Annotated in this window: 18 protein-coding genes and 1 tRNA gene; 8 read left to right on the forward strand and 11 right to left on the reverse strand. The window is 64.3% G+C overall.

From position 1 onward, the window contains the following. Both BM222_RS12775 and BM222_RS12780 read left to right on the forward strand, forming a co-directional pair. The gene (locus BM222_RS12775) at positions 1-732 is read left to right on the forward strand and encodes an aspartate/glutamate racemase family protein (RefSeq protein WP_092228597.1); all 732 of its coding nucleotides are present in this window, start codon (positions 1-3) and stop codon (positions 730-732) included. A 310-nt stretch (positions 733-1,042) separates the two neighbouring features. Then, positions 1,043-1,537 (forward strand): hypothetical protein, encoded by a 495-nt coding sequence (locus BM222_RS12780; protein ID WP_092228598.1) that lies wholly within the window; start codon positions 1,043-1,045, stop codon positions 1,535-1,537. Between the two features lie 198 nt (positions 1,538-1,735). Here BM222_RS12780 and BM222_RS12785 read toward each other — a convergent pair whose 3' ends face one another. From BM222_RS12785 to BM222_RS12795, 4 genes are all read right to left on the reverse strand, one after another. Further along, the gene (locus tag BM222_RS12785; protein WP_092228599.1) at positions 1,736-2,098 is read right to left on the reverse strand and encodes a hypothetical protein; all 363 of its coding nucleotides are present in this window, start codon (positions 2,096-2,098) and stop codon (positions 1,736-1,738) included. 86 nt (positions 2,099-2,184) lie between these two features. Beyond that, entirely contained in the window at positions 2,185-2,322 is a 138-nt protein-coding gene (locus BM222_RS41015; protein ID WP_177243165.1) for a hypothetical protein, read from the reverse strand. Positions 2,323-2,326: 4 nt separating this feature from the next. Beyond that, on the reverse strand, positions 2,327-2,857 hold the full coding sequence (locus tag BM222_RS12790) for a gamma carbonic anhydrase family protein (protein ID WP_092228600.1): 531 nt from the start codon (positions 2,855-2,857) through the stop codon (positions 2,327-2,329). Between the two features lie 85 nt (positions 2,858-2,942). Continuing rightward, the gene (locus BM222_RS12795; protein WP_092228601.1) at positions 2,943-3,272 is read right to left on the reverse strand and encodes a DUF6949 family protein; all 330 of its coding nucleotides are present in this window, start codon (positions 3,270-3,272) and stop codon (positions 2,943-2,945) included. Positions 3,273-3,492: 220 nt separating this feature from the next. On the opposite strand from BM222_RS12795, the gene BM222_RS12800 reads away from it, so the two are divergent. Further along, entirely contained in the window at positions 3,493-4,212 is a 720-nt protein-coding gene (locus BM222_RS12800; RefSeq protein ID WP_092228602.1) for a hypothetical protein, read from the forward strand. Between the two features lie 119 nt (positions 4,213-4,331). On the opposite strand, the gene BM222_RS12805 is transcribed toward BM222_RS12800, so the two are convergent. The 3 genes from BM222_RS12805 to cysE form a co-directional block, all read right to left on the reverse strand. Continuing rightward, positions 4,332-5,354 (reverse strand): FAD-dependent monooxygenase, encoded by a 1,023-nt coding sequence (locus BM222_RS12805; RefSeq protein ID WP_244547109.1) that lies wholly within the window; start codon positions 5,352-5,354, stop codon positions 4,332-4,334. Positions 5,355-5,649: 295 nt separating this feature from the next. After that, positions 5,650-5,868 carry a DUF3126 family protein gene (locus BM222_RS12810; RefSeq protein WP_007602550.1) on the reverse strand — a complete coding sequence of 73 codons (219 nt, stop codon included), beginning with the start codon at positions 5,866-5,868 and terminating at the stop codon, positions 5,650-5,652. 124 nt (positions 5,869-5,992) lie between these two features. After that, positions 5,993-6,817 carry a serine O-acetyltransferase gene (cysE, locus tag BM222_RS12815; protein ID WP_092228603.1) on the reverse strand — a complete coding sequence of 275 codons (825 nt, stop codon included), beginning with the start codon at positions 6,815-6,817 and terminating at the stop codon, positions 5,993-5,995. Positions 6,818-7,093: 276 nt separating this feature from the next. On the opposite strand from cysE, the gene BM222_RS12820 reads away from it, so the two are divergent. Continuing rightward, complete coding sequence (locus BM222_RS12820) at positions 7,094-8,467, forward strand: hypothetical protein (protein WP_177243178.1); 1,374 nt, start codon at positions 7,094-7,096, stop codon at positions 8,465-8,467. Here BM222_RS12820 and BM222_RS12825 read toward each other — a convergent pair. Beyond that, a complete protein-coding gene (locus BM222_RS12825) occupies positions 8,453-9,208 on the reverse strand; it encodes an alpha/beta fold hydrolase (protein ID WP_177243179.1) in 756 nt (251 codons plus the stop codon). The two genes, BM222_RS12820 and BM222_RS12825, sit on opposite strands and share 15 nt — an antisense overlap. 35 nt (positions 9,209-9,243) lie before the next feature. Beyond that, positions 9,244-10,380, reverse strand: coding sequence for a hypothetical protein (locus tag BM222_RS12830; protein WP_092228605.1), 1,137 nt, complete (start codon positions 10,378-10,380; stop codon positions 9,244-9,246). Positions 10,381-10,698: 318 nt separating this feature from the next. Here BM222_RS12830 and BM222_RS12835 point away from each other — a divergent pair, with 318 nt between their 5' ends. Next, the gene (locus BM222_RS12835; RefSeq protein ID WP_008562814.1) at positions 10,699-10,944 is read left to right on the forward strand and encodes a zinc-finger domain-containing protein; all 246 of its coding nucleotides are present in this window, start codon (positions 10,699-10,701) and stop codon (positions 10,942-10,944) included. 19 nt (positions 10,945-10,963) lie between these two features. Continuing rightward, on the forward strand, positions 10,964-12,166 hold the full coding sequence (locus tag BM222_RS12840; RefSeq protein WP_092228606.1) for an FAD-dependent monooxygenase: 1,203 nt from the start codon (positions 10,964-10,966) through the stop codon (positions 12,164-12,166). Here the strand turns inward: BM222_RS12840 and BM222_RS12845 are convergent. Continuing rightward, a complete protein-coding gene (locus BM222_RS12845; protein WP_092228607.1) occupies positions 12,163-12,573 on the reverse strand; it encodes a twin-arginine translocation pathway signal in 411 nt (136 codons plus the stop codon). The genes BM222_RS12840 and BM222_RS12845 overlap by 4 nt on opposite strands. A gap of 169 nt (positions 12,574-12,742) precedes the next feature. Here BM222_RS12845 and BM222_RS12850 point away from each other — a divergent pair. Then, positions 12,743-12,831 (forward strand) — tRNA-Leu (locus BM222_RS12850). A gap of 8 nt (positions 12,832-12,839) precedes the next feature. On the opposite strand, the gene BM222_RS12855 is transcribed toward BM222_RS12850, so the two are convergent. Beyond that, the gene (locus BM222_RS12855; protein WP_244547110.1) at positions 12,840-14,150 is read right to left on the reverse strand and encodes a hypothetical protein; all 1,311 of its coding nucleotides are present in this window, start codon (positions 14,148-14,150) and stop codon (positions 12,840-12,842) included. Between the two features lie 353 nt (positions 14,151-14,503). Between BM222_RS12855 and BM222_RS12860 the strand changes: the two genes are divergently transcribed. Next, on the forward strand, positions 14,504-15,994 hold the full coding sequence (locus BM222_RS12860) for a hypothetical protein (protein WP_092228609.1): 1,491 nt from the start codon (positions 14,504-14,506) through the stop codon (positions 15,992-15,994). Positions 15,995-16,020: the final 26 nt, after the last annotated feature.

The raw sequence follows: 16,020 nt of genomic DNA on the forward strand, positions 1-16,020 counted from the left end.
ATGCGACTTCACGTCATCAATCCCAACACCACGGCGTCGATGACGGCGAAAATTTCCGCGGCGGCGCGCGCGATCGCGCTGCCCGATACCGTGATCGACGCGCGCCAGCCGGTGATGGGACCGGTCTCGATCGAGGGATTCTACGACGAGGCCTTCGCCGTCCCGGGCATGCTCGGCTGCATCCGTGAGGCCGACCGCGACGGCGCGAATGCGCACATCATCGCCTGCTTCGACGACACCGGCTTGGATGCCGCACGCGCGGTGGCACAAGCGCCTGTCATTGGCATCGGCGAAGCGGGGTTCCACATCGCGAGCCTGATCGCGGCGCGCTTTGCCGTGATCACCACGCTTGGTGTGTCCATCGTGCCGATCGAACATAACCTTCGGAAATATGGCCTTGCCGAGCGTTGCGCGCGCGTCCGCGCCGCCGAGGTCCCTGTGCTCGCGCTCGAAGAGCGCAACTCAGACGCCCTTGGAAAGATCTCCGCGGAGATCACCGCCGCGATCCGAAGCGATCGTGCTGAAGCCATCGTGCTCGGCTGCGCCGGCATGGCCGATCTTGCCGCCGAACTCGCCGACACGCACGGCCTGCCCGTGGTCGACGGCGTCGCGGCTGCGGTGACGCTGGCCGAGGGACTGGTGCGGCTCGGGTTGAAGACCTCGCGGCTCGGTCCGTACGCGGCGCCGAGGCCGAAGCCCTATGCCGGTCCATTTGCGCCATTCCAGCCCTAGCCTGGTCACGCCGGCGGTCCGTCAGGCGAAGACCGCCGGTGACCGGCACCGGCCTGTTCCCTGCTCGTCTTTGCCACCGACATCATGGAGCGTACGACCTGGTAGAGCAACTGGTCCACGTTTTTCGCTTCGGCCGGTGACTTCGGCCCGCAGGAGCCGTCCCTTTGGTTCTTCGCGTTTTTTCCGCGATGGCCACCTTTTCGTCCCATTTGTTGCTGAACTGTAACGCTTTCGGGACGTCCCGGCCGCCTTGTTTCTCGTCCTGCCGCTCTTCGCCACTCACCAAGTTTCAATTTGGGTTTTGTCAGCGATGATCGATCTCGCAGAGGACACACCGACCAATCCATTCGTGCGCCTCGGCGCCCAGCCGATCGCGTTGGGGGCTGCCGCGCTGCTGCTGCTGATCGCCGGGGTCACCTCGATCGCGATCTGGCGGGCTTATACCGGCGCTGCACCCGAAACCGACCGGGTGGTCGCCTCTCGGCAGCTTCAGGTGCGGGCGGCGCAAGCCTCCGAGCAACTCGTCGAGAAGACCAAGGGGCTGGAGGCTACCCAGCAGGAATCGATCGACCAACTCCAGGTCGTGCAGGACCAGCTTTTGACCATGAAGCGGCTGCTCGCCTCCCAACAGGCCGACACCAAGCGCCTGTCAGAACAGGTCGCCAATCTGAACGAAGCCATCGATGGCTTGCGGCAATCCTTTGCCAGTGTTCGCGCCAACGAGGCTGACGCGCCCGCAGTTACCCCGAGGAAACCGACGCGCCACCGCCTCCATGCCAGCGCCCGCAAACGCGCAAGCGGCTGATTGGATCCCGGGCGACCGGCTTTTATTTTGTCAGATGTGAAATGGTTCACATTCGCCCGTATGATTCCGCGCGATGCTTGCGTATACCGGATGGCGTGAGCCGATTTCAATATCCGGGGCTGGCAAGGTCGTTGACGGTATACTGCGTCAACGGCCTTGTTTTTTGGCTCGGTATTCTGGTGGCTCGGCCGGCCGGCTTTATTCACATACCTGAACGCGGCGAACGCGCCAGCCCCACTGCGTCATGACCCGCTGCCGCACAAGGTAGCACTGCGAGCCATAGCCGCCATCGTCATATCCTGCGCCGTAATAATAGCCGTAGTACGGGTAGCCGTAGCCATAGGCGCCGTAAAGGCCGGCGCCCGCGATGCCGGCACCAATGGCGACACCGGGCCAGAAACCGCCGCCATGCCAGCCGTGGCCCCAGCCGCCGCCACCCCAATGGCCACCACCACCCCAATGGCCGCCGCCACCGAAACCAGCCCGCGCCTGCGCCGCCTCGGGCGCTGCGAGGCCGACTGCCGCGACGGCCAGCGCGGCCATGATCATCTTGCGCAGCATCAAGTCACCTTCGCGTGGACACCGCTCCACACTTGAAAACAGGTGCAAGCTAAACTCACTCTGGAATTGATGATAGGCGCGCCGGCTCACTTCCGCGCGAGCGTCAGCAGGTTGATCGCTGCGGCGAGCTGCCACGTCTTGGCCTGGTACTTGTCGTTGAACTGGTCGCGCTCGGTCGCCACGTCGCGCTGCTTGGTGATGTCGACGTGGCGGAACCCGGGCATGGCCTCAGCCGATCCGCTTGAGGCCCTTTTTGAAGCGCGGGCCGTTGGCGACGTAAAACCTCGCCGCACTTCCCATCTTCTGCACCTGGGCCTCGTCGAGTGTGCGGATCACGCGCGCGGGCGAGCCGATGATCAGCGAACGTTCGGAAAATTCCTTGCCCTCGGTGATCACGGAGCCGGCGCCGACGATGCTGTTGCGGCCGATCTTCGCGCCGTTCATCACGATCGAGCCCATCCCGATCAGCGCGCCCTCCTCGATGGTGCAGCCATGCAGGATGACGTTGTGACCGACGGTGCAGTTCCTGCCGACGACCAGGGGAAAGCCGAGATCGGTGTGGCAAGTCGAGCCGTCCTGCACATTGGCGCCCTCGCCGATCTCGATCCACTCATTGTCGCCGCGCAGCACCGCACCGAACCAGACGCTCGCACCCGGCTTCAAGCGCACGCGGCCGATCACGGTCGCAGTTTCCGCGATGAAATAATCGCCGTCAGAGGGAAGATCGGGCGCCTGCCCGTCGAGCTCGTAGATCGCCATGGAGGACTCCTGTCGCGTCAACCCCAGCCATAGCGAAACGACGGCGCGGAGGCAAAGGTCGCCACAGCGGGCAACCCTGCAAACGTCAGCCCAGGACGCCGGTGGCGCGCAGCGTCATCAGGAAGAAGGTGCCGCTCATCATGCTCCAGAAGCCGGCGATGACGGTCGCCATCATCACGAATTCGAAGCGGCGGCTTTCCAGCCGCATGCCCCGCAGCGTGTTGCGCATGATGATGAAGGGTGCGGCAAACACCAGGAAGGGCACCGCTGCAAATGTCCGGGGGGCGACGCCCTCCTGCAACAGCCCGAAGCCTGCGGGACGCTGCGACATCGCCTGGTATCCATTGGCGAGCGCGCCCGCGAGCGCGAAGCCGATGCAGATCGCGAACAAGGTGTTGAGAGCTTCAGGTGTCATCGGAACAGTCCGCCCATACGCAACGCGAGGAGCCTTCCTGTGACATCTAGTGCCGGTTAACGCTACATTATCCTTAAGCGAAGGTTAACGGCGCCCCCGCCCAACGCAGAGCCCCCGTTGTTCCCGGCAGGCTCGGCACGTTCCGCGAAATCGCCGCCACGTGCCATATTCGCCGGTGATTCGTCGGCCAGCGGCCGACCCGGCCCATTTGCGTGACGTCATGACGGTGTTTTCGGCAACCTCCCCTCGCTCTCCCAAAGCAAGCGCACGAACGCGCCCACGGGCGCATCTCGTCCCGCTTGCGCTCACTGGCGTGTTCGCGGCGGGTGCGGTCGCGCTGGTCGCCTATCTGCTGTGGCCGACCTGGAGCCCGGGCGGCGCCGATGTGCCGGACAAGCTGCCCGTCAGCGTCGGCGGGACGCTGTTCAACCTGCCGATCTCCGCGATCCGGATGAAGATCCAGCGGCACTCCGGACCGCAGGAGCGCATCGATCTCGACTTCCTCTATCCCTCGCTCGACGCGCCGAGCGGCCCCACGCATGTGACCGCCGATACCGTCGACACGGCCATGCAGCCGATCGACCGCATCTTCCTCTCGATCGCGGCACATCACGATGCGCTTTCGCCCGAGCAACGCACCGCGACCATCTATCCGCACTATCTCGACCAGTCCGTGACGACACCTGCCGATGGATTGACGATGCGTCCGTTCCGCAGCGACACGCCCTATGGCAGCGAGGATCTCTATTCCGCGACCAGCCCCGCGCTGACTGCGCGCTGCACGCGCGATGCGGCCACACCCGGCATGTGCCTGTCGGAGCGCCGCGTCGACGGCGCCGACCTCACCTTCCGCTTTCCACGCAGCTGGCTGTCGCAATGGCGCGACGTCGCGAACGCCATGGACAAGCTGACGGTGCAGTTGCGCGGGCCGAAGGCGTAAGCACTGCCTCGATAACAAAAAGTCGAAAACAACCCCATGCACCGTAGCCGCGGCCGGCGGCGGTTCGTATTTACCGAATTATGACTTGACCCGTCGGGCAAAACAGGGGCACGATGGCATCATCGCATGATCCCCAGGCCCTCGCGCGATTCAGTCGCTCCCTCGCCGCGCTCGTCCCAGCGATAGTCCGGCAGATCCAGCCTGTCCGCGATGTCGCGGCCGACCACAAGTCTTGCCGCACCGGGCAATGAGAACGCCCTGACGACCTGGTTTCGAAACCACAGGCCGCGCGACGTCCTCGGCGCGAAGGCAGTGGCAAAGCGCTTCGCTCCGCGCTGCTTCCTCGCGATATAGCTCCGCAATCGGGTCTCGTAGGCGCTGAATGCTTCGCAGTAGCTGCCGCCAGCGCGTGCGAGCTCACCCGCAAGCACGTAGGCGGAGATCATGGCGAGCGCCGAGCCCTGTCCGGCGACCAGCGACACGCAAAAGGCCGCATCGCCAATCAGGGCAACGCGTCCTCGCGACCAGCTGTCCATCTCGATCTGGCTGACACGATCGAAATACAATTCGTTCGCACGATCCAGTTCGCCGGCGGCCGCCGGCCACTCCCATCGCGCGCCGCGATATAGGTCATGCAGCTTCGCCTTCTGCTCGGCAAGCGTGCCGGGCCATCGATCGGTGTCACCGGTGAAAATGAAAACGAACAGCGTTCGATCATCACGCAGGGTAAAGCGTCCGATCATGCGGCCCGGCTTGGCGTACATGAGGTACGTGTTCTCGTCGCGCCTGTCGTAACCGTCGGTCTCGAATGCGGCGACACCGTAGCCGAGATGCCGTTCGAAAGCCTGTTGCGGCCCGAAGGCAAGACGCCGCACCTGTGAATGCAGGCCGTCGGCGCCGACCACGAGATCGAAGTGGCGCTCTCCACCACGCCGCAAGCGAACCCCGACCCTGTCGGCCCGCTCCTCGAGCGCAACGATCTCGTCGCCGAAGAGGACCTCGATGGACTCGGCAGATGTCTCGTACAGCAAGCGCGACAGATCGCTTCGCGCCAGCGTGACGTAACGTCCGCCCGTGAGCTCGTCGAACACGCGTGTGCCGAAGCCGGCAATGCGCCCGCCTTCGTCGTCGACGATGCGCATCTCGCGCACATGATAGCCGGCGCCGGCAGCAGCCCCATGCGCTCGGCGATGTCGTAACCCAGGCCCCAGAAATCGATGACGTAGCCGCCGCGACGAAGCGCGGGCGCACGCTCGACCAGTGTCGGCACGTAGCCGGCACGGTGCAGCCAATAGGCCAGTGTCGGCCCCGCGATCCCCGCCCCGGAGATCAGCACGGATTTCATGAAGGGAATATGGGATGGGCGGCGACCGATTGCACCGCCCCGTCAATCACCAGATGATGACTGCGGAGTTCCGCGTCACGTCACCGGCCGGGCTATTCCTGATCGACCAGATCGTCTTCCAGGATCGCCATCTGAAACTGGAACGAGCGATCATCGTCCTCGTCGTCGACGAACAAAACGCCGATGAACTCCTCGCCGATATAGACCTCGGCGGAATCGTCCTTCTTCGGCCGCGGCACGACGCGGATCTTGGGATTGCCGAATACGCGCTTCAGATACGCATCTAACTTTCTGACTTCTTTGACGTCCACGGCAAGTCTCCGATCAAAATTGGTCGGCGGGTTTTAGGACGAGACGCGACGAACCGCCAGCATGAATTGCCAAAGAATTTGGGGGACGAAAAGGCCGGAGAATCCGGCCCTCGAGCTCACGAATTCAAAGACCCATCGCGTTGATCATCTGATCCATGGTGCGCGACGGCTCGGCACAGCCGGCCTCGCCGACGATCTTGGCCGGCACGCCGGCGACCGTGACGTTGTGCGGCACCGGCTTCACCACGACCGAGCCGGCCGCGATGCGCGCGCAATGGCCGATCTCGATGTTGCCGAGGATCTTTGCGCCGGCGCCGATCAACACGCCATGACGAATCTTGGGATGGCGGTCCTCGTTCTCCTTGCCGGTGCCGCCGAGCGTGACGCCATGCAGGATCGAGACGTCGTCCTCGATCACAGCGGTCTCGCCGCAGACGAAGCCGGTGGCGTGGTCGAGGAAGATGCCGCGGCCGATGCGCGCGGCCGGATTGATGTCGGTCTGGAACACCGCCGACGCGCGGCTCTGCAGGTAATACGCGAAATCCTTGCGGCCCTTCAGGTAGAGCCAGTGCGCCAGGCGATGGGTCTGGAGCGCGTGAAAGCCCTTGAAATAAAGCAAGGGGTCGATGAAGCGCGAGGTGGCGGGATCGCGGTCGTAGACGGCGACGAGATCGGCGCGGAAGGCGTTGCCCAAATCGGGATCGTCGCGCAGGGCTTCGTCGAAGGTCTGCCGCACCAGATCGCCCGACAGCGCGGAGTGATCGAGCCGGTCGGCGACGCGATGGACCACCGAATCTTCCAGGCGGCTGTGATGCAGCACGGTCGAGTAGATGAAGGTCGCAAGCTCGGGCTCGCGGTGGACGATGTCCTCGGCCTCGCCGCGGATCCGATCCCAGATCGGATCGAGCGTTGCGAGCTTTCCTCCCGGATTGACCTGATGCACTGCCATGGAATCTGCTCTTTCGAATTGGCTCGTTGGGCTGGCCTTATAGCATAGTCTAGGCGACAAAGTCCTGACGGGCTTGCCTGAGAGTGAACAGCGCCTTGCCCCGCAGAAGCATGCCAACGCCTTGAAACACAAAGGTTTCCCAGAACGCCCCCGAGCGGCGAGGTCGGCTCAAAGTGGTCAGAGTTTCGGCAAATTCAAGCCGGGCGGCGTCAAACTATTGGTGAATTTCGCCTCAACCACTATTGCGGGCATGTTCGGCACGAGGACGGAGCAATCTTGAGCATCACCACTGATCAATTGCGCGCGCGCGCCGCGGGTACCTTTTGGCTGCGGTTGGCGGCGGTGGCTCTGCCCCTCGTCATGATCGCACCGGCGTTCTGGAATGGTTATCCGCTGCTGCAGTGGGATACCGGGGGCTATCTGGCGCGCTGGTACGAGGGTTATCTCGTCCCCAGCCGCTCCACGGTGTTCGGGCTTTATCTGCATTATGGCGAGAATTTCGGCTTCTGGATCAACCTCGCGGTGCAGTCGCTGGCGACGCTGTGGCTGCTGCAGCTGACGCTGCGCGTGCTCTCGATGATGCAGACGTTCCGCTTCGTCGCGATCAGCTTGTTGCTGATCCTGTCGACGGCCCTGCCCTGGCTCGCCAGCATGCTGCTCACCGACATCTTCGCGGGTCTCTCGATCCTATCGCTGTTCCTGCTCGTGATCGGCGGACCGCGGACATCGGTGCTCGAAAAGATCTCGCTGTTCGTCTTCACCGCCTTTGCCGCCGCAACCCACAGCGCCACGCTCGGCGTGCTGCTCGGGCTCTGCGTTGCCGGCTGGATGGCGCGGCCGTTGCTGGGACGCCGTGTCCCGATCGCCGGGCTGGCCTGCGCGAGCCTGACCATCATAGCCGGCAGTCTGATGCTGCTGTCGGCCAACCACGCTCTATCGGGCAAATGGGCCTGGACACCCGGCGGCTACGGCGTCGCCTTCGGCCGCATGATGCAGGACGGCATCGTGGCGCGTTTCCTCGATGACCATTGCCCGCGCGAAGACTTCAAGCTTTGTCCCTACCGCCATGAATTGCCGGCGACGGCCGACGAATTCCTGTGGGGCAACAGCATGTTCAACACGCTCGGCCGCTTCGACGGGCTCAACGACGAGATGGGCACCATCGTCGTGCGATCGCTCGCCGATTATCCGGTCTGGCAGGCCGGTGCGGCGCTGCGGGCGACGGGCCAGCAATTGCTCCACGTGGCGACCGGCGAAGGCGCCAGCGTCTGGATCCCGCACACCTATGGCATCATCGAACGCTACATCCCGGCGCAGGTCGCACCGATGCGCGCGGCGCGCCAGCAGCATTGGGGCCTCAATTTCGACTACGTCAACTGGCTGCACGTTCCGGTCGCGCTGGTCTCGATGCTGGGACTGCTCGTGCTGCTCGGACATGCGCTCGCCCATCGCAGGCTCGACGACCTGTCGCTCCTCGCGGCGACCGTGACGCTGGCGCTGCTGGGCAATGCCTTCATCTGCGGCGTGATCTCGGGCCCGCACGACCGCTATGGCGCACGGATGGTGTGGGTCGCGACCTTCGTGGTGCTGATGGCGCTGTTTCGATCGATCGGCGGTGAACCAGCGGACGACGAGTCAGCCGCGGCGTGAGAGGAAGTCGAGCACGCCTGATTTGTAGACCTTGTCGCCGACCGCGCGCATGTGATCGCGGCCCGGAATATCGAGCACTTCCGACCCGGGGATGATCGCGCCGAGCGCGCTGGCCGAACCCGCAACATCGTCGGTCGAGCCGACCGCGATCAGCACCGGCACGTCGATGCGTGCGGCCTCGTCGCGGGTCATGAGATCGCGGGTGCCGCGCAGGCAGGCGGCGAGCGCCTTGCGGTCCGAACGGGTTTGGTCTGCAAACGCACGAAAGGTGCGGCCGACGGGATCGCTGACGTCCTCGAGCGAGGGCGCCTCCAGCGCCTTCGCGACGTTCTCGCCAGGCCCCGTGCCCTCGATCAGGCCGCCGATGCCGATGCCGCCGAGAATCGCCGAGCGCAGACGCTGCGGCTCATTGAGGCCGAGCCAGGCCGTCATCCGCCCGCCCATCGAATAGCCCATGATGTCGGCCTGCGGGATGGCGAGATGATCCATCAACGCCAGCACGTCGGCGGCCATGGTGGGGATCGAGTATTGCGCGGGATCGTAGAGTTTTGCGCTCTCGCCATGGCCGCGATTATCCAGTGCAATGACGCGGCGGCCGTTCTTGCGCAGCTCCGAGACCCAGGTCGGATAGACCCAGTTCACGTTCTTGCTCGAGGCAAAGCCGTGCACCAGGATGATCGGATCGCCCTCGCCTTCATCGAGATAGGCAATTTCAACGTCGCCGTTGTGAAAGCTCGGCATCAGCAGTTCCGGATTGTTGGGGGGAAGAGTTGATCTTAGGCCGTCGCGGCCGCGCTGGCCAGAGCGGCCTCGGCCGCAGCCTGGGCCCGGCGGAGCCGCCGCGCCCGTCTGCGATCGCACCAGGCCTGGGTCAGGCGCTCGGTGGTCGCCTTGATCGAGGACAGCAGGCCGAACAGCGTCAGGGCAGCGCCGAACAGCCACAGCGCGAGATCGAACGCCCCGCCGACGAGCAGCAGCGCACTGCGGCCGAGCACTTTCATGATCGCACGTGTCTTGCCGCCTTGCGCTTCCGCAAGCCGCGCCGCGCGCGAAACATCCTTCGGCCCTTCCGCGATCCGCAGCGTATCCATTGCGCCGCGCGCACCGGTCTTCTCGGCGACGCGCGTGACATCCTTGCCGAGCCGGACCAGCGCGCCGGCTTTCTCGACGCGGAACGCGGCCTTGATCGCGCTCATGGTCTCGCCCGGCCGCAGCACCGAACCGGAGGCGACCGCGTTCTGCAGCATCGGCGTGTCGACCACCTCGCGCGCGGAGCGGCCGGCCCATGCGGCGAGACCTTCGCCGAGCCGTCCGACCTTGCGGGCATCCTTCACCAGCGTCAGCCCGGCGCGAACAGGCGCCGCGCCGCCGGCCGACACGTAGGTCACGGCCGTCACCGCGAGGCCAGCGGTGGCGAGGCCAAGCACCAGGCGGTCGGTGTCCTCGCCCATGGCGAGATGCTTGCCCTCGCGCACGACGTCCCTGATATCGCCGATCACGAAGAGATCGCCGGCCACCGTCCCGGACAGGCTCGCGACGTCGTCGGCATTGCCGGTGACGAGCCCGGTGGCAAAGCGCCTGGCGAAATGCGCGGAGGAATTTTCGACTTTGACCGCATCGGCGACCCGGCTCAGAAGATCGTCGGGCAGCGCGATGTTGCGGTCCCGTGCGAGCGCGACGAAGCTGTCGGCGAGATCGGCGTCACCTTCGTGAAGCGCCGCCTCGATATTGTCCTGAACCAGGCGGTCGTTGTTTGCGAGGGCCGCATCGAGCTTGAGCTCGGACAGGGCGGGCGGATCATCCTGGGCGGCGAGAACAGCGCCGGCCTGGCGGGCATGCGGCACTACCTGCGCGAGTACAAGGCTGCATGCAGCGATCCCCGTCAATGCGGAGCTGATTCGCAGCCACTTCATGCTGAAAGCCTGGACATTCGCTGGATCACTCGCGCGGGATCTTTGCGCCCGCTGGTGGTCTTTCGTCACGATTTCGCGTGTCCACAGACATAGTATGCCAAAATTGCGACACAACGTCCCCGACGAAAGAAGGGCTTCTCTGAGGCGACAAGATTGTGTCGAATTTGCATGAGCAAATGAGCATGGGGCAATTGCGAACCTTTCGGTTCCACCGGGCTAGCAATCACCTGCACCCATCAGTATGGTCCGCGGCGTCGATAATATGCCGCGTCACCGCTGATTGTGTCTGCCGCCATTGCCACTCCAGGATGAACTACGATGTCCGACCATGTCGTCCCGCACTTCCATAACGATGCCGGTGTCCCCGTCATCGAGATCGGCTCGCAAGAGTTCATGTGCGTCGGCGCCAACCCTCCGTTCGATCATCCGCATGTGTTCCTGGACCTCGGCAACGACAACGAGATCATCTGCCCGTACTGCTCGACGCTGTACCGCTTCGCCGCCGACCTGAAGCCGGGCGAAGCCCGCCCGCCCGAATGCGTCTTGAAGGACAAGGTGGCCTGACCGTTCGCTTCGGTCAGGGGTGGCCCTCCCGCGAACGATCGTCATTGCCGGCGCCGGTATCGGAGGACTGACGGCTGCGCTTGCACTGGCGGAGCGCGGTTTCCGCATCGTCGTGCTGGAAAAGGCCGAGCGGCTCGAGGACATCGGCGCCGGCCTGCAACTCTCTCCCAATGCCAGCCGCGTGCTGGTCGAGCTCGGCCTGACGGAGCGGCTGAAGCTGCGTGCGGTCGTCCCCGAGGCGGTCTCGATCATGAGTGCGCGCACCGGCGGCGAAGTGCTGCGGATGCCGCTCGGCGAGGCCGCCGCGGCGCGCGCCGGCGCTCCCTATTGGGTTGTGCATCGGGCCGACCTGCAATCGGCGCTGTCAGGCGCGGTCGCAGACCATCCCGATATCGATTTGAAATTGGGGGCCACATTCGAAGATGTCGCGCCCCACGCCAAGGGACTGACGGTGGTCCATCGCAGCGGGACCATCCGCCGCAGCGATCTCGCCAGCGCGCTGATCGGCGCCGATGGCATCTGGTCCACGGTCCGCCAGCATCTGTTTCCCGAGGTGCAGCCGCGCTTCTCCGGGCTGATCGCCTGGCGCGGCACGCTCGATGCCACGCAGCTGCCGAAGGAGTTTACGGCGCGTCGGGTGCAGCTCTGGATGGGCTCGAACGCCCATCTCGTCGCCTATCCGATCGCGGGCGGCCGGCAGCTCAACGTGGTGGCGGTGCTGCCGGGGACCTGGAACAGGCCGGGCTGGAGCGCGGCAGGCGATGCCTCGGAGGTGATGGAGGCCTTCGCCGCACCGCGCTGGCCGCCGACAGCGCGGATGATGCTGGCCGCCGTCGACAGCTGGCGCAAATGGGCGCTGTTCGGCGTGCCCGACGGCTGCCCGTGGAGCAAGGGCCCGGTCGCGCTGCTCGGCGACGCCGTGCATGCGATGCTGCCGTTCGCGGCCCAAGGCGCGGGCATGGCGATCGAGGATGCAGCGGTACTGGCTCAGCATCTGAGCCTCGAGGACGCGCAGGATGCCGCCGGTGTCACGGCGGCGCTGAAGCGATTTGGGCAGGCGCGTCAGGCGCGTGTCAGGAAGGTGCAGCGCACCGCGCGGCAACAGGGCCGCATCTATCATCTGGGCGGCCCGTTCGCGATCGCGCGCGATCTTGCGATCCGAGCGCTTGGCCCAGACCGCATGCTGGCGCGGCAGGACTGGATCTACGGCTGGCGCCCCTAGCGTTTCGGAGCGGGCTTGATGTCCGGCCGCTGCGGCGTCGCGGCGGCAGGCGTTGCATCAGGCGGCGTCTCCCGGCATCTGTTGCGGCGCCAGGCGTCCTCGGCCATTTGCGCCGAACCGCGCACGGCGATGTAGTCGTTGCGATAGGCGAGCTCGGACACCACGGCGCCGCCGGTACCGGTCTCGGCCTTGTCCATCAGTCTCTGCAATTCCACGGTACGCGACGCGAGCCCCTTGCGCTCCGCCTCGAGCTGCTTGCAGTCGTACAATTCGTATCTGGCGGGATCGGCAAAGGCCGGAGCGATCGTCTCGCTCACGCCGGCACAGCCGGACAGTGCGAAGCCGGCCGCGACCAGCGCGGCAACCGCGCAAGCGAGGCGCAGGGACAAGGAAAGCGAAGCAGGCATGGGCAGAAAAATAGTCCCCGTGAATTGAGAATGCCTAAAGCAGGGCCAGATGTCCGGATTGAGGCTTTGCCTTGTGCCGCCGGCTCGCTTAAGGAAGACACACCTCCGGCGCAACGCGTCGATTCCAGACCGTCGGACGGGACTTAAGTGTTTGATCTCGTTGGATCAAGCGGGCATGGCGGAATTGGTAGACGCAAGGGACTTAAAATCCCTCGGTGCGCAAGCGCTGTGCCGGTTCGACCCCGGCTGCCCGCACCAACGACTCGTCAGGATTGCGCGCCTTCCGTCTCGAGGCGCTTCGGGTCGGCGCGGAAATCCAGCAACAGGATCCAGTAGCCAAGGAGGGCAATGATGAGCAGGATGAAGCTGCCCTCGAATGCCATTCCCAAGAGCGAGATCACGGCCGGAAAGGCGAGGCCGACGACGAGAAATGCGGCGAGTGCCAGGGCCGGAAGATCGACGACGAGTATCGCTGCGTAAAGCGCGAGCTCGAAATAGGCATATTCCTTCAGGCGCGGCGAGCAAAGATAAAGCGCAAACATCGCGAGCACGGTGATACGCATGGCCGTGCGGGGATGATCGATCAGCCCGCGATCCAGTCGCGCCAGCAGCGATCCGCCTTGCCGCGCCGGTGGGCCGTCGACCAGGCGCAGGACGGACGCGACGAAGGGGACAAGCACGAGAGCGGATGCAAACAGCGCGTAGAGCGCGAATGCCGCTGCCTTGCCGCCGCCAAGGCCGGCATGATCCATGAGGTCCCGCGCAAGCAGCAACAAGGATGGATTGATCTCGAAGAGATCGACCACGTGCTGGTCGGGAATCCGTCCCGCCATTGCAAGCTGCCAGCTCGCGAACAGATCGGGGTACAGCTGACGCGAAATGAGGATCGGTAATGCGAAACCGAAAGCGGCCACCGCGACCAACGCAAGCTTCGGACCACGCCGCAGCGGCAGGAAATAGAGCGCGGCCAACACGGGCAAGAACACCAGCTTGAACGAGGTCACGAGACCGAGCAACGCAGCGCCGGCGAGCCGCACGCGATAGCTCGGATCCCGCGTCGCTCCGGCAGCACAGGGACGAAGCAAAAGCTGCAACGCGATCGCCGTAAGCAGGCCACTCAGAATCGCGAAATTTCCCGTCGCTTGCACCCATTCGTAACCGATGAATGCGCCGAGCGCGCAGAGCACCCTGAGTGCAACATCCCGCGCGCTCAGACGCGTCCGGCCAACAGTCTGACCAAGACCTGGCAAGAGCCACGCGCAGAGCGCGGCAAGCGCAAGAAACAGGCTCCTGTAGTGAGCGACGAAAAAGCCGCCCGCGCAGAGCGGACGGAAAACGTCCAGCGTCACCGGCAGGTAGGGATAGGACAGCTTGGTGCCCTTCAGATTCTTGACGAAGTACGGATCCAGCCCGTCGACATGCGCATCGACCGCCGCGCAATTGACGCGAATATCCCAGCCGTATTTGACATCCAGCGCAGCGTCGCCGGCGAGATTGGCGAACACCAGGAACGCGACCAGGCCGACGAGACAGGCAAGCCAAGTCTTCCGCCATGCCGTCTTCTCGGATGACCGCATCCATCGTGTGGGACTGGTGATATCGGACACTTTTGATGCTTGCCTTAATGGCCTGATTCCGCCGACGCCCCGGGTGGCGCCCCTCCGGGCACAATGGCCGGGATCAATTGCGGATTCATCTCACCGACGTGCGGTCCTGCGCCTATGGTGAATCGACCGTTGCCAACCTGCGAGGCCCAGCGGAAATCATGAACCAATGACCGTTGTTTCCGCCGTGGAACCGCGTTGCCGCAGCTTCGGTTTACACAACTTTAGATTATTGCACTCTACAGCGTAACGAGTCTGCTTCCGGACGAGCAGGCCCAAAAGCATCGCAGACCTTTGACTGTCCGTTTCCACCGTAAGGGACTGAGATGGATGCGCGCGCGAGCTGGAGCAGCTCCAGGCCAGACGGCAGCTCCGGCACAATCCCGTCCAGGCCAACCTTCGGAACCTATGCGTTCCTGATCACCTTTGCCTGTGCCTTTTACCTGTCCAATGCACCGCTCCTGCTTGGTCATTATGACCTGGGATGGCACCTCGCCGCCGGAGACTTGATCCGAGCACATGCGGCCATTCCCTTCCAGGATCCCTGGTCGTTCACCCTCGGCGACAAGCAGTGGTTCAATCTCTCCTGGCTTTGGGACGTGATCGCCAGCCGCCTGGTGCAATCCACCGGCCTGACGGGTCTTGTTCTGCTTGTGGTGGCGTGCGGCGGAATGATCGTCGGATGTCTTGCATCCGCCTGCCTGGGCCGCGGAGCTTCTGCGATCTCGGTTTGCATCGCCGTCTTCGCTGCGGGCCTGCTCTATCCCGCTTATGAGGCGGCCCCCAACATCTATCTCGCCGCTTCGCCCAACGTCGCGACGATGCTGTTCTGCGTGGTCTTCTACAGGGTGTGCCTCGCGGGAACCAAATGGCTGCTGTTGCTGCCCGCGATGATGGTGCTTTGGGTGAATTTGCACGGCGGCTTCCTGATCGGATTCCTCGTCATCGGCGTGTTCTGCGGCACCGCTGTGCTTCAGCAGGATTGGCCGCGCTGCAAGGGATATGGCCTTGCGGGACTAGGCTGCGCGGCCGCAGTGCTCGTCAATCCGCTGGGCTGGCGCATCCATGACGGCGTGACGGCGACGATGGGCCACTTCGTGCAGGCCAACATCGGCGAATGGCTGCCCTACTCCCACAACGTTGAAATGCCCGGAAGCATCCCGGGCATGATCTACATGGCAACATTTGTAGCGCTCGAGGTGTATCGCGGGCGGCAGACTCCCATTCCCTTGCAGTCGAGGCTGCTCGCCTGGCTCTTCCTCCTGCTGGGGTTCTATCAATTCAGATACATGTCCTTCTTCTTCCTGTTTTCTGCACTCCCGCTGGCCCTCCACATCGATCAGTTGCTTCCAGGAAGCCCGCCAGCGCGCGAGATTCAGAAATCACTGCTGATTGCGGGCCTGACCGGGGCGCTGGCGCTGCCGATGATCTTCCTGCATGTGGCGCCGGAGCTCGAACTTCCGCAAATGGTCTCGGAACAGGATGCCGACTACCTCAAGGCGCACCTCCCTCATGCGCGACTCCTGAACCACTGGAACGCTGGCGGGCTGCTGATCTATTACACCCGCGGCGCGGTGCCCCTGTTCGTCGACGGTCGGGCGGCGACGGCCTATCCCGACGATCTGCTGCGTGACTATTTCAAGCTGGTTCGAGAAGACATCGACGAGACGGCCTGGGACACCATCATCGACAAATATCGGATCGACGCGGTGCTCTGGGTGAAGGATCACAAGCAGCTGCGCCAGTTCCTGGTGGAAAGACGGGGCTGGCGCGAAGACTATGCGGGCCAGTATGAGAGCGTTTACGTCAAGCCGTAGCTGGGCTGAGCTCAACCGCTTCCATC

This window comes from Bradyrhizobium sp. Gha (assembly GCF_900113735.1).
In the GTDB taxonomy this organism is placed as follows: domain Bacteria; phylum Pseudomonadota; class Alphaproteobacteria; order Rhizobiales; family Xanthobacteraceae; genus Bradyrhizobium.